Raw genomic sequence first — 13,567 nt, forward strand, 5'->3', positions numbered from 1 at the left:
AGCATATATAACCCAAAAGCTTTTAGTTCATCATTTTATCCATTAGCACATTTATTTGTTCTAAGGTTCCTGAGATTTTATCCAAACCCGAGGTAGGAAAGGCTTCAAAGATATGGAGAATCCGCTGATGCCCTTGTTCTGTAAGGACAATATTGACGACTCTGCGATCCTCCTTCGTCCGCACACGTTCGATAAGACCGGCATCTTCCAACTTATCGCACATCGAGGAAGCGGCTCCTGGTGTAATAATGAATCGTTCGGAGATGTCAGTAATGTTCAAGCTACCTATAAGCCTGAGCTGGAACAGCAGTAGGATCTGATTGTGAGTCAGGGTCTCCTGCTTGGTGATCATATCAATGAAGAACTGGGATTTCTGCTGCACATTTGCCATAGATTCCATAACCTTATGGATAGCATATTGTTTATCTTGCTCTGTGCTCATAGCCACGCTCCAATGTACTTTAGTTCCTAAAATATATAGAAGCTATAATAAGCTTGTCAAGTTAAGGGGTTCTCTCTTTCTTTTTAGTATCTTGTAATAGAATTGGAATTATTGCGTATTAACAGGCGAATTTATTTAGCTAAGTAAATTTTGCGGGAAAGGAGAGATTGAGTGATGCCAGAGCGCGTGGTGCTTGGTCCATAACGGCGGTCAAACCACTTGAACCTGATGCAGCTCAAAAGGCTGGGTTAAATTCGTTAAAATAAATCGAACGATATCTCTTTGATTTACCAATATATAGTGTAAGACCGAAGGAGGGATTGAGAGGGATGAAACATCCAAATGAATATTCTCAGCTCATTGCGCTTACGCTAGCCGGCAGTCGTGAAGCGTATGGTGAGCTATATGAAGCAACGATCCGGGATGTGTATCAGACCGTTCATTTCCTCGTTCGCGAAACCTCCGATGTGGATGATATCGTTCAGGAGATTTACATTCAGGTGCACCGTTCTCTTGAACAATTTGACGTAAACCGCCCCTTTAAGCCTTGGCTGATGGGAGTGGTCATGCGGCAAATTCATGCCTATCGAAGAAAGAGATGGACGCATCTCCGAATGGTGAAAAAAGTAGAACAAACAGATCTAATGCTGGAGCATGATTTCACGAGTGATGTTGTGGACAGGTTATCTAACCGCCGCCTGCTAGCAAGTGTAGATCGTCTTCCATTTAAGCTGAAGCAGGTGATTATTCTGCATTATTTAAACGAATATTCACAGGAAGAAAGTGCTGCGATACTGGGTATTCCGGTCGGAACCGTGAAATCCCGTATTCACGCTGCACTGCAGAAGCTTCGTCAGAAGCCAGACAATCATACTCTTTTTAAGGGAAAGGTGGAGGACCTGCATGAATTTCAATGAAGAGTTACGGACAGTTCTGCAGGAAGAGGCGAGAAATATAAGTGCCCCACCGGAACTGAAGGAGCAAATATTAAATAGGGCCGTAGCCAAACAAGGGGGAAGACGTATGAAGAAATGGCTCGTGGCAAGTATTATGGCGGCTGCACTATTAATTCCTACTGGAGCTTATGCCGGATATCATTATTTGGCAGACAATATGTATGGATCCCCAGCAACTGCTGCTACGATAGGAGTAACCCAGCAACAATATGACAGGCTTGAAGCCAAACTGCAAAACGCGAAGCAAAGCTTTGACGAAGAGGAATTCACAAAGCTGATGTCCTTACTAGAGGAATTGGGAGCTTATAATCTACAAATGGCCGATGCTGAAGGCGTCTTTCACCTAGAACAGTTAGGTGCGAAGGACCAGAAGGCATATAAAGAGTTACAGGCTAAGCTTGAACCTTATTTCGAACAAATAAATGAAGCGAAAACATCAAAGAAATCAGTGCAATCCGTAGATCGTGATGCTTTCTGGAATGGATTGCTTGAAAAAGCTGAACAGAGGCTTACTAAAAAAGAGTTTGATGAGATCGAACGATTAATCGTAGATTTACAAAGCTATGATGCTAAGGTATTTGATGCAGATGGCAGTGTTCATATGGATCGGCTTTCGAAAGAAGAGATTCAAAACCAAGAGAAGTTAATTGAAACGCTAGACCCTTATATTAAAAAGCTGGATATGATGATTAAACCTAGCTCTTAGTTGAATTTAAATGCATGTATTGAATAACTATTGATAGTAATATCATAAGAAAAACCATCAGAAAAGGTTTATTACACCTTGTATTCTGGTGGTTTTTATCTTTTACTAATCTAAAGTCTATACATTGATCACCGAATAATTGCATAATGAAAAGGAATAGAAAAAAAGTATTTGACCACTGGAATAATTAGACATATATTTATTAAAATGCTATTTGCTTATCTATGAATTATGTTGGCGGAAGGTGGCTTTGATCATGAAGCAGATGACCATTCGTGCAGAACTGGCAGACTATCTCAAGAAGCAGGGGATAACGATCAATCAGTTCGCAGAGGTGTCTAAGGTAAATTCAGGCACGATCAGTAATATCATCAATGGGAATCGCCCGATAGCCATGCAACAATTAGATCGGATTACAGAAGGTATGGGATTAGAAGAAGGCTGCTACTATGATTTGTATGTGGATGAGTGTTTTGTTCACTCCAATCCGAATTGGAGACGTCTTCGGCCATTTCTATATCGCTGTGCAGAGCTGGATAAGCTGGAATGTATTGCACGGGTAGTTGGGATCATGATGGATAGCTTATCTTATACGCCTTCGTTATTTGATACTGCAGAAGATTTTTTTACGCTAGGGAAGCACAAAGCAGCAGCGATGTTATATCAGAGTGTGGCTGAGAGTGAGAAGTATCAACATTCAGAGCGGCTGGCCCTTTGCCAATACAGGCTATTCACGATCGCTTTGGGTGAAGATCGGGATGCCAATTTGCGAGCAGCTGTGCAATTTGAAGGATTTGTTAACCGGCTTGATGAGGTGGACCAGCTTGATGCGCTGAAAGATTTGGCGAATACATATAGTGCTTTACGACATTGGGACAAGGTAATGGCAATGGCTAAGGAAATGGGGAATAAAGCAACAATTCAATATCATGCTAAATACGACCGTGCCAGAAAAAGCAGGCTTCAAAAGGAACCTGAAATACCACTATTCTCATATATTCAATACTCTTACATGTTACGTTCAGTAGTTTATAGAGAGCTAGGAGATTATGATAGGGCTTTACATTATGTTAACATGTACATGGATATGAACTGGATTCGGGAAGACACGGAAGAAGCTTTGCAGCTTATGAATCAATGTATGGAGTGGGCACGGGCTAATATTAACTTGCTGCGAATTTTAAAAGGGGATATAACGGTGCTGCCGGAATATGTGGCATATCTTGAACAAAGAGAGGAAGAGATCCTCTCAGGTCTGTTCAAAATCCTTCAAGCAGCTAATTATTACCAATTTAACGTGGATGATATTCTTCTGCAGTTTGAGGGAAAAATATCAGATTGTAGAGATCGTCATCAGCTAGACATTAGATCCTATAATCAACAAATCTTCGAAGATAGATATACCAACTTGATGGCTGAGATAGCGTTTTATTATATAAGAAGAAATAAATATGAGATTAGTATAAAGTATATAATGGAAAGTTTAGAATATTCAGTAAAAATAAATAGCGAATCATGTATTATAAAATGTGTTGGAATGTTCGAAGAGCTTCGTCATACGGTATCTTTAGAAACGCAAAAAGAATACCGAAACCTAATTAGTAAGGTGCAGCGAATCAACGAAAAGAAAAATGGCTTTGTTGTTAGCAGTGCATAGTAACGTAATTATTACCTTCCTTCTAGTATTTATTAGAATCATTTCTTTATAGTACTGCACTTATTTGTAAAATATAGAATTTGACATATACCTCTAGTATATTAATTTGAGGAGGTAGTGTAATGAATAATCCAGAAATTCTCCAAAAGAGAATAGAGGGTGCTAGAGCCAAACTTTATTTAATGGAAAGGGAATACGGTGGATTGTTACATCCAAATGTGATCAGACAGTCGATGAGGTTGGATGAATTAATCAATCAGTACAATAAAGCAATACATAGTGATAATGAGAGTTGAAACAAGAAACTGATCGTATAATTTTCTCTCTATTCAAAAGATAAGACCTACATAATGTTATTACATTTCTGTATAAAACATAAAGCCAGCGCTATGCGTGGGCTTTTTTTGTTTGTATGTTCCTAAAAAATAAATCTAACTCCCAGCTTGTCATGCCCGTCTGCATATTGCGGCCAAGTCCCTCATAGACATGTACTAATCAATGCATTCAAAACAGGTTAAGGGGATGATGTCATGCGCCGGACAATATGGGTACTCGCGATCATTATGAGCGTGGCCCTGGTGATGACGGGGTGCGGGAAGAAGGATGCCGCTTCCGTGGTCAAGGATTTGAACAATGTGGCCGACAAGTTGGAGAGTAAGCAGGGAACGTACCAAGCTTCAGGCATTATGACCCTATTCACCGGCGAGCAGCCGCAGGAGTATAAGGTAGAGGTATGGTACAAGAACCCTTCTTATTACCGGATCAGCTTGGCGAATGTACAGAAGGATATTACGCAGATCGTGCTTCGTAATGATGAGGGAGTGTTCGTACTTACACCAAGTATGAATAAGAGCTTCCGCTTCCAGAGTGATTGGCCGGACAATCAAGGTCAGGTTTATTTGTATCAGACACTAGTTCGGGGCATCGTCTCAGATAACAATCGTCAATTTGTGGAAGATGGAGATAACTATGTGTTTGAGGTAGCTGCGAATTATCAGAGCAATGCCCTTGTGCGGCAGAAGATTTGGCTGGATAAAAAGACTTATGAGCCTAAACAGGTTCAAGTCTCTGATTCTGAAGCCAAGGTAGTTGTAGACGTGAAGTTTGACACCTTTAAATTCGATACAGATTTCACTAAGGATTCCTTTGATATGCAAAAGAATATGACTACAGGTGCTGCTTCAGAAAGTACAGTAGCTCAGGTTGACGAAAATGGAAATCAGGTTGTAGTTCCTGAGGGTCAGGAGCAAGAGGGGCAACCTGTCGCTGCTGAGCTGGGTGACTTTGGTATTATCGAACCGGGGTACGTTCCGGCAGGTGTCGAGTTGAAGGACTCCCATAAAATGGAGGGGAACAAGGATCATGCTGTTCTCATCCGGTATGATGGGGTTTATCAATACACCATTATGGAAGCCCGTCCATTGGACCGTGCAGTAGCATTGGCTCCTGGAACGCTGATAGATCTTGGTTTTACCGCAGGACTTCTGAGTGGTGATGAGCAGCAGACTTTGACTTGGATGTCTGAGGGTATAGAGTATCGAATTACAAGTGCTAATCTTCCTGTTAACGAAATGATGCAAATTGCCGCTTCTATGGAGGCACAATCGGGTAAATAATATAAAGTAGGCGGATACTGCGTTTTGTGGGATTCTTTCCTCTACAACGTAGTATCCGCCTTTCTATATTTGCCAGCGCTCCAGCCGCTTTGAACTGAATCGAAAAGATAACTGAGCTCACATTGACAGCCACCTTCCGTAGCATTACCATGAGTACTAAGACAATGATCATTACAGCTATGACGTTTTACTACAACGTAAGAAGGTGACTTTGAAGTGCAAGCAAGCTATCGACCGACAGTAGCCGAAATTAATCTGGATGAATTGCGTGCCAATTACGAAGCCTTTCGCCGCTACTTGCCGGCAGAGACAAAGTTTATGGGATGCGTCAAAGGAAATGCGTACGGCCATGGAGCAGTGGAAGTGACACGGGAACTGGAAAGACTCGGAGCAGATTATGTTAGTGTGGCTTTTTTGGATGAAGCATTGGAGCTGCGTCAGGCGGGAATACTGATTCCTATACTGGTGCTTGGCTACACTTCTCCTGAAGGAATAGCCATTGCCTGGGAGAACCATGTAACTGTAACACTGTTCACACCGGAAGTATTAGAGGCTGTTAGACAGCTTCCTATAGATCCGGAACATCGGCTGAAGGTGCATATCAAGATTGATAGCGGGATGGGGCGACTGGGTCTTTTACCAGATGACGCACCCGCATTTATCTCTGAAGTGCAGTCTGTTGCGCAGGCGGAGCTGGAGGGTATGTTTACCCATTTTGCCAAGGCAGACGAACTAGACAAAAGCTATACACTGGAACAGCATCGACGGTTCATGAGCGTGGCGGAAACGCTGCGGGAGCAGAACATTCAGATCCCGATCATACATACGGGCAATAGCGCTACGGCCATTGATTCACCTTATTTATCCAGCAACATGGTGCGGGTAGGCATCAGCTTGTACGGATTTTATCCCTCAACTGAGGTAAACCGTCAGCTGGTAGAACTACATCCGGTAATGACGCTGAAGACGCAGGTTGTATATGTGAAGAGCCTGCCTTCTCATTGGGGCGTCAGCTACGGCACTCGGTACTTCACAGACAGCGAGGAGATTATCGCAACGTTACCTGTGGGGTACGCAGATGGATATTCCCGCATGCTAACTGGCAAAGCGGAGGTGTTAATACGTGGACGCCGCGTTCCTGTCGTCGGAACAATCTGCATGGATCAGTGTATGGTATCACTCAAATCTTTCGCTGAAGAAGCGGAACAAATTAAAGCAGGCGAAGAAGTTGTACTCATCGGCCGTCAAGCTGACGTGATGGTCACGGCAGACGAGTTGGCTCTCCATCTTGGAACGATTCACTACGAGGTAATTTGCATGCTGGCTCATCGGGTGCCGCGCGTTTATATCCGTGAAGGCACACTTCCTAAATTAGTAAATGCTCTGTTACAATCTTAAAGTTCTTGACAGTAATGTTATTCAAGGGAGAAAATAGAAGGAATTGTATCGTTTTAGGAGATATGACTAAAAGCCTATACGAACCGCCATTTCTAGTTTATAATGGGATGCAGCATACTTGATATACTGGCGGCATATATTCCTTGTATAAAATTCCTTGTATATTGCAACACTGGAACACAAGGGCAGAAGGTTTGTGGGGGTGGAAGAGAAGGTGGCCAATTTGCAGAACACCAAAAGAATCATGATCAGCTTGCCCGATCATCTCTTGCAGGAAGTGGACGGAATTGTTCAATTGGAGAATTCCAACCGGAGTGAATTGATTAGGCAGGCCATGAAGCTGTATTTGAGCGAACGGAGGAAACGTTCTATCCGGGAGTCCATGCAGCGCGGCTACATGGAAATGGCTAAGATCAACTTGACCATGGCATGCGAGGCGTTCCTCGCGGAGGAAGATGCAGACAGCACTCTTGGCCGCTTAGTAAGCGGGGTGTAGACATTGATCGTTAAACGTGGCGATGTTTTTTTTGCTGATCTTTCGCCGGTTGTAGGTTCTGAGCAAGGCGGAGTAAGGCCAGTACTGGTAATCCAGAATGATATTGGCAATCGCTTTAGCCCGACGGTAATTGTGGCCGCAATCACGGCCCAAATCCAGAAGGCTAAATTACCTACGCATGTGGAAATTGACGCAGCAGCTCATGGCTTTGACAGAGACTCTGTTATACTGCTGGAGCAGGTTAGGACGATTGACAAACAACGCTTAACTGACAAGATCACCCACCTTGATGATGAGACTATGAAGAAGGTGGATGATTCGCTGCAAATCAGCCTCGGACTGATTGATTTTTAATCACCCAGGGTTATAGATAATCCATGAGATAGGCGCTCGGGTACGAATCCGGGCGTCTTTTGATGTGCATTTTTACGAACTCATGGTAAAAAAGGATTAGGGGTTCACTTTTACAAAATGATCTGATAGTATTAGACCGTACGGTCGGTTTAGGAGGTGCTTAGAATCAGAGGACGTTCAGACGGAGAAGAAACAAAGAAACGAATTGTACTTAAAGCCACACAGCTCTTTGTTCAAAAGGGGTATGCAGCTGTAACCATGAATGAAGTTTGCGTAGCCTCGAATGTTAGTAAGGGCAGCTTATATCATCATTTTCCGAGCAAGGATGAACTTTTTCTATATGTGGTAGAAGAGGATACCGCGCAGTGGTTACAGGCGTGGGAAGATAAGAAGAATGAAATTGTTGGTGTTCAGGAGCGTTTATATGCTTTAGCCGAGCACTATGCAAATGATTTTCAGAATCCGTTGATTCGGGCGCTTGAGGAATTCTCAAGAAGCAGAGCTCATCCGGAGGATATCACTAAGCGGCTTGCTCATTTATATGAGGCTGCCTCGCATGCGTGTCGTGATCTTCTGAAGGAAGGCATGGACACGGGGTATTTTATTAAGGGTGACTTAGAGGATTATGTGATTATTGTAAATGGTATGCTCGAAGGAATCGGAAGAGCTGCTGAATGTTCTATTCCTGAAAAGACTCCGGATGATATCAAAAAATATTACCGGGAATCAGTACGATTGTTATTACAAGGGATATATACGGGATAAGATATAATGGGGCTTGAAAGAAGCTTTACATTCAGGAATCAAGAAGGCTGAAGCTTCTTAAAGGCACCGGATTAGAAGGATTATTTTTTTGCTATAATTTAGACCGGATGGTCGGTCTCTACAGGGAAACTATTTGAAGACTTGGCTTTAGAAACTACGGAGGTTAACACAATGTCATTACTACTTAGAAACAGGGGCGCTATGCTACTAGTTATGCTTAATATTTTTCTTGCTTTTACAGGGATCGGACTTGTAGTCCCTATCATGCCTACTTACATGAATGAACTTGGGATCACAGGAAGTACCGTTGGGCTGTTAGTGGCTTCATTCTCCCTTGCCCAATTATTAGTATCGCCATTCGCCGGCAGGTTATCCGACAGAATTGGCCGAAAAAAAGTGATCGTTGCGGGTCTGATCGTGTTTGCTTTTTCAGAGCTGCTCTTTGGTCTGGCGAATGTGTCCTGGCTCTTGTTCGTTTCAAGACTGCTCGGTGGTGTAGGCGCTGCGTTAATTATGCCAGCAGTTATGGCTTATGTAGCGGACACGACCTCTTTTGAAGAGAGAGCGAAAGGCATGGGGCTTATTAACGCAGCCATTACTACCGGATTTATTATCGGTCCAGGGATTGGCGGTTATCTTGCTGAGCTTGGCATGCGGGTACCCTTTTTCTGTGCGGCTGGTGCGGCTGGGATCGCAGCTCTAATCACAGTTTTGATCTTGCCTGAGTCTCTGTCTGTAGAGAAACGGATGGAAGCGAAGCTATCTAAAAATAATCAGGAGAGCTTTTTCACGCAATTGATGCGTTCTTATCGTGAACCTTACTTTTTTGGGTTAATTATTGTATTTGTTATGGCTTTTGGATTGGCTAACTATGAAACGGTATTCGGATTGTTCGTGGACCATAAATTTGGCTTTACCCCTAAAGATATTGCTTTTGTGATTACCTTTGGCTCAATCGCCGGTGCTGTGGTGCAGGTATCCGCGTTTGGCTGGATTCTGAATAAATTCGGCGAGAATAAGGTAATCTCCACTTGCCTTATAACTGCTGCAATGTTTATTCTGTTGACGCTGTTTGTAAGTGGCTTCTGGGCGATTTGTGCGATTACCTTTGTCGTATTCTTGGCTATGGATATTCTTCGACCAGCGGTAGGCACCCAGTTATCCAAAATGGCGGGGGAAACGCAGCAAGGCTTCGTAGCAGGAATGAACTCTGCTTATACGAGTCTTGGAAATATCGCAGGGCCTATCGTTGCAGGGTATCTTTTTGATCTAAGTATTAACTTTCCATATGTGGCAGCGGCGTTTGTTCTAGCATTATGTTTTATGTTGTCACTTAGTTCTGGAAAAAGGGGAATGGGACAACGCGCGTAAACCACCCAATCTGCCTCCTCTCTAGGCTGGACTTTGGAACAGAGCCGATCTGTGATACTATTTTAGTTATGAGAACAAGAATTGTATAAGCAGATTGTGTACGGGAAGAGGGATACTAATGACGATAGATAACAGCAATACGGGAGTCATTACGGAAGAGGCGGCCGCACAGCGGGAGCAGGAATTGATTACTGTAGCGATTGCCAAGGAATTGAACATTAGCCTGAAGCAGGTGCGTACAACGGTTGGACTGCTGGATGAGGGGAATACGATTCCGTTCATCGCCAGATACCGGAAAGAAATGACGGGTGAGCTGGACGAGAATGCGCTGCGTGATATTGAAGAGCGCCTGGCTTATCTTCGCAATTTGGGCGAACGTAAGAAAGACGTTATCCGCAATATTGAAGAGCAGGGCAAGCTGACCAAGGAACTTCATGAACAAATCACAAATGCGGTCAAGCTGCAGGAAGTGGAGGACTTGTATCGTCCTTTCCGTCAGAAGCGTAAGACTCGTGCTAGTGTTGCGAAGGAAAAAGGCTTAGAGCCGCTTGCAAACTGGATTATGGAGCAGCAAAGACAAGGTGACCCACAAACTGAGGCAACGAAATATATAGATGCTGAAAAAGGAGTGGAGACCGCAGATCAAGCGCTTCAAGGTGCACTGGATATCATCGCCGAGAACATTGCAGATGATCCTGCGATCCGCTCTTGGGTTCGGCAATATACGGCAAGTCAGGGCATCCTTGTGTCTGAAGCTAAGGATGCAGAGCAGGAATCCGTATACGAGAACTACTATAGCTACCGTGAACCTGTACACAAAATGCCACCTCACCGAATTCTCGCCATTAATCGCGGTGAGCGGGAGAATATACTAAAGGTAGGCATTGAGGTTGTCACTGACAAAATTCATGCTTACATTGCGCGGAAAATCATTAAAGGCCCATCCCCAGTGAAGGAACTGCTGGAGGCAGTGACTGAGGATGCCTACAAGCGTCTGATAGCTCCTTCTGTGGAGCGTGAGGTTCGTGGGGAGATGACCGAGCGGGGCGAGAATCAAGCGATCTCAATCTTCTCTGGTAATCTACGCAGCTTGCTGCTGCAGCCGCCGGTTAAGGGACGCTGTGTGCTGGGTGTTGACCCTGCCTACCGTACCGGCTGTAAGCTGGCCGTTGTAGACGATACTGGTAAGCTGCTTGAAGTAGCTGTGACCTATCCAACACCACCGAACAACAAGAAGGTTGAAGCTGCTGCTAAGTTTAAAGAACTAATCGCTAAATATGGCATACAGCTTATTGTTATCGGAAATGGTACAGGCTCTCGTGAGACCGAGCAATTTACTGCAGAAGTGATTGCTGAAATTGGTAATCCAGAGCTGGCCTACCTGATCGTTAATGAAGCAGGAGCGAGTGTCTATTCTGCTTCTAAGCTAGCGCAGGAGGAGTTCCCGGATCTGGATGTCGCAGAGCGCAGCGCGGCTTCTATCGCCCGCCGTGTGCAGGACCCGCTGGCGGAGCTGGTGAAGATCGATCCGAAAGCTATCGGTGTGGGACAGTATCAGCATGACGTCTCCCAGAAGCATCTGGAGGAGAGTCTTAAGGCCGTCGTGGAATCGGCGGTTAACCATGTGGGTGTTGATGTGAATACGGCATCTCCAGCCTTGCTCTCTTACGTAGCTGGCGTTAATGGAACGATTGCTAAGAATATCGTTAAATTCCGTGAAGAGAACGGTAAGTTCACGACTCGGAAGCAGCTGCAAAAGGTGCCTCGTCTGGGTGCGAAGTCCTATGAGCAATGTATCGGCTTCCTGCGGATTCCTGGAGGGGATAACACCTTGGACCGCACGCCTATTCACCCGGAGTCATATCCGGTGGTGGATCGGTTGTTCCGTGAGCTGAGCCTAGATGTAAACAAGCTGGGCAGCAAAGAAGTGGCTTCACAGCTGGAGGCACAAAATGCCGAGGAGCTGGCTGTGAAGCTGGATGTCGGCGTGCCAACGCTTCGCGATATCCTAGAGAGCTTGCAGCGTCCGGGCCGTGATCCGCGCGAGGAGCTGCCGTTGCCGATCTTCCGTACCGACGTGCTGAAGATCGAGGATCTGGTTCCCGGCATGGAAATGCAGGGAACCGTCCGCAACGTGATCGATTTCGGCGCATTCGTCGATATCGGGATCAAGAACGATGGGCTGGTGCATATATCCCAGCTCAGCGGCAGCTTTGTGAAGCACCCGATGGATGTTGTCTCCGTAGGAGATAATGTCACCGTCTGGGTGATGGGTGTTGACCTGAAGAAGGGCCGGGTCAGCCTGACCATGCGTCCGCCGCGTGTTGAGGCAGGAAGTCTTAGCTAAAGTGAACTAAATGAACAAATAAAGCCATCTACTTCGTGAGGAGTAGATGGCTTTTTCTTTTGACTGAATGGTATTGAAACAAACAGCTGTATCTATGAAGATCTCGTTAAATTGTCTAACTTAATAGCTAACTCATTCAGATTGCTAATGCTAATCACCGTTTCAGAAACATGTTGTTGCTGGACCTCAGCGCTAGCGAGGACTTGTTCAATAGCTGCGGTATTCTCTTCGGTAATTGCAGCCACTGAATTAACTTCGCCGAGTACAAGGGTGGATGCATGCCGGATATGATCGCTCCTATCCTTCAGGTCTTCGGCTTGTTCAAGCACCTGGTGTGTATTATTTCGAATGCCCTCGAATAATCGAGCGATATCATCAGTGGAATTTTTCCCTGATTCTACAACTAGCAACCCGTTAGAAACCATATCGCCAACCTGCGCAATATTATTTTGAATGCTTCTGAGAATCCGGGCAATGTCCGCGGATGCATTGTGGGAGCTCTGTGCCAATTTTCGGATTTCATTGGATACGACTGCGAAACCTTTGCCGTGTTCCCCCGCATGAGCGGCTTCAATGGAAGCATTTAGCGACAAAAGATTCGTCTGCTCAGCAATTCCTACGATGCTGGAAACAATCGATTCAATCTTCTGATTTTCTTCATTCATTTGTGTCATCAAGCCAGCGGTACTCGTTACGATATCCGTAACTTCAGACATAGTTTCAGTTAAGCGAATGATTTCATCTTGCCCCTCTTGCGTAATTTGATCCGTTTCACGGCTTCTATTGCTCATGGACACGGAGGCAGCATTTGCCTGCATAGCTGATTCGTTTAACTGCTGCATAGCATTTGAGATATCGCTAACACTCTGTGCTTGTGATTCTACTCCACTAGCTATCTCTTGGAAGGCGGTTACGACTTCTTTGGAAATTCGATCTGTTGTCAGTACGTTGTTATGCATTAGGTTACTAGATTGACTCAGAACTCCTACGGATTCAGTAACACCTGTAAGGAAGGTCTCCATTTCCGCTCTGGCATGTTCAGCTTCGTTGCTGCTCTTAGACATATTTTTGAACATTTTCGCACCAATCTGACTCTGATAGATCAGAACCAGTATCATCATGATGAGAAAAACGTTAACACTTAAGGCATCAACGGATTCGAAAGCGGGTTTGGTCATCAGAAAATAGTTGAGTAAGATGCAAGCTATCACTCCATTAAGGAGCAATGGGCGATAGTTGTGATAGAGGGATACGATGCCTAGACCCCAGTATAGAATTAACGTACTAATGATGTTTGCCCCTGCATCGATGTAGAAGTATGTAATGATATTAAAGCCAATAGCTGTTATGTACATAATATAGGGTGTAGCCACACGTTTCCAAATTAGTACCGTACACAATAATCCAAGGGGGACCGCTGCTGATATAATCGCCATGATTGTTTGTGGAAATCTGTAAA

General features: G+C 44.5%; 13 protein-coding genes. 11 read left to right on the forward strand and 2 right to left on the reverse strand.

Annotation, left to right across the window (positions count from 1 at the left end; all coding sequences use genetic code 11):
* Positions 1-22: 22 nt before the first annotated feature.
* On the reverse strand, positions 23-442 hold the full coding sequence (locus tag MKX35_RS27360) for a MarR family winged helix-turn-helix transcriptional regulator (RefSeq protein ID WP_076298390.1): 420 nt from the start codon (positions 440-442) through the stop codon (positions 23-25).
* A 329-nt stretch (positions 443-771) separates the two neighbouring features.
* Here MKX35_RS27360 and MKX35_RS27365 point away from each other — a divergent pair, with 329 nt between their 5' ends.
* From MKX35_RS27365 to MKX35_RS27415, 11 genes are all read left to right on the forward strand, one after another.
* Positions 772-1,359 (forward strand): sigma-70 family RNA polymerase sigma factor, encoded by a 588-nt coding sequence (locus MKX35_RS27365; protein WP_076298389.1) that lies wholly within the window; start codon positions 772-774, stop codon positions 1,357-1,359.
* Positions 1,346-2,104 carry a DUF3600 domain-containing protein gene (locus tag MKX35_RS27370; protein ID WP_076298388.1) on the forward strand — a complete coding sequence of 253 codons (759 nt, stop codon included), beginning with the start codon at positions 1,346-1,348 and terminating at the stop codon, positions 2,102-2,104. Before MKX35_RS27365 ends, MKX35_RS27370 begins: the two co-directional genes overlap by 14 nt.
* Positions 2,105-2,360: 256 nt before the next feature.
* Complete coding sequence (locus tag MKX35_RS27375) at positions 2,361-3,761, forward strand: helix-turn-helix domain-containing protein (RefSeq protein ID WP_076298387.1); 1,401 nt, start codon at positions 2,361-2,363, stop codon at positions 3,759-3,761.
* Positions 3,762-3,883: 122 nt separating this feature from the next.
* Positions 3,884-4,057, forward strand: coding sequence for an aspartyl-phosphate phosphatase Spo0E family protein (locus MKX35_RS27380; protein ID WP_076298386.1), 174 nt, complete (start codon positions 3,884-3,886; stop codon positions 4,055-4,057).
* Between the two features lie 234 nt (positions 4,058-4,291).
* On the forward strand, positions 4,292-5,377 hold the full coding sequence (locus MKX35_RS27385) for a LolA family protein (protein ID WP_076298385.1): 1,086 nt from the start codon (positions 4,292-4,294) through the stop codon (positions 5,375-5,377).
* A gap of 216 nt (positions 5,378-5,593) precedes the next feature.
* A complete protein-coding gene (gene alr / locus MKX35_RS27390) occupies positions 5,594-6,775 on the forward strand; it encodes an alanine racemase (protein WP_076284028.1) in 1,182 nt (393 codons plus the stop codon).
* Between the two features lie 214 nt (positions 6,776-6,989).
* Complete coding sequence (locus tag MKX35_RS27395) at positions 6,990-7,271, forward strand: CopG family ribbon-helix-helix protein (RefSeq protein WP_025698676.1); 282 nt, start codon at positions 6,990-6,992, stop codon at positions 7,269-7,271.
* Positions 7,272-7,274: 3 nt separating this feature from the next.
* Positions 7,275-7,625, forward strand: a complete 351-nt coding sequence (locus tag MKX35_RS27400; protein WP_042124727.1) for a type II toxin-antitoxin system PemK/MazF family toxin — start codon at positions 7,275-7,277, stop codon at positions 7,623-7,625.
* Between the two features lie 156 nt (positions 7,626-7,781).
* Positions 7,782-8,390: a TetR/AcrR family transcriptional regulator gene (locus MKX35_RS27405; protein WP_081382723.1), complete on the forward strand. Its 609-nt coding sequence runs from the start codon at positions 7,782-7,784 to the stop codon at positions 8,388-8,390.
* A gap of 171 nt (positions 8,391-8,561) precedes the next feature.
* On the forward strand, positions 8,562-9,761 hold the full coding sequence (locus tag MKX35_RS27410) for an MFS transporter (RefSeq protein WP_076284029.1): 1,200 nt from the start codon (positions 8,562-8,564) through the stop codon (positions 9,759-9,761).
* A gap of 118 nt (positions 9,762-9,879) precedes the next feature.
* A complete protein-coding gene (locus tag MKX35_RS27415) occupies positions 9,880-12,108 on the forward strand; it encodes a Tex family protein (protein ID WP_076298384.1) in 2,229 nt (742 codons plus the stop codon).
* A gap of 92 nt (positions 12,109-12,200) precedes the next feature.
* Here MKX35_RS27415 and MKX35_RS27420 read toward each other — a convergent pair whose 3' ends face one another.
* Positions 12,201-13,463: a methyl-accepting chemotaxis protein gene (locus MKX35_RS27420; protein ID WP_341044493.1), complete on the reverse strand. Its 1,263-nt coding sequence runs from the start codon at positions 13,461-13,463 to the stop codon at positions 12,201-12,203.
* Positions 13,464-13,567: the final 104 nt, after the last annotated feature.

Origin of the sequence: Paenibacillus sp. FSL R5-0923 (assembly GCF_038009145.1) — a bacterium.
GTDB lineage: Bacteria > Bacillota > Bacilli > Paenibacillales > Paenibacillaceae > Paenibacillus_AQ.

Bases quoted from the DNA above. Each gene is read 5' to 3' on its own strand.
- MKX35_RS27385 (WP_076298385.1), top strand. From the start codon at position 4,292: ATGCGCCGGACAATATGGGTACTCGCGATCATTATGAGCGTGGCCCTG.
- MKX35_RS27415 (WP_076298384.1), top strand. From the start codon at position 9,880: ATGACGATAGATAACAGCAATACGGGAGTCATTACGGAAGAGGCGGCC.
- MKX35_RS27365 (WP_076298389.1), top strand. From the start codon at position 772: ATGAAACATCCAAATGAATATTCTCAGCTCATTGCGCTTACGCTAGCC.
- MKX35_RS27410 (WP_076284029.1), top strand. From the start codon at position 8,562: ATGTCATTACTACTTAGAAACAGGGGCGCTATGCTACTAGTTATGCTT.
- MKX35_RS27380 (WP_076298386.1), top strand. From the start codon at position 3,884: ATGAATAATCCAGAAATTCTCCAAAAGAGAATAGAGGGTGCTAGAGCC.
- MKX35_RS27375 (WP_076298387.1), top strand. From the start codon at position 2,361: ATGAAGCAGATGACCATTCGTGCAGAACTGGCAGACTATCTCAAGAAG.
- MKX35_RS27370 (WP_076298388.1), top strand. From the start codon at position 1,346: ATGAATTTCAATGAAGAGTTACGGACAGTTCTGCAGGAAGAGGCGAGA.
- MKX35_RS27420 (WP_341044493.1), bottom strand. From the start codon at position 13,463: ATGTACATAACAGCTATTGGCTTTAATATCATTACATACTTCTACATC.
- MKX35_RS27360 (WP_076298390.1), bottom strand. From the start codon at position 442: ATGAGCACAGAGCAAGATAAACAATATGCTATCCATAAGGTTATGGAA.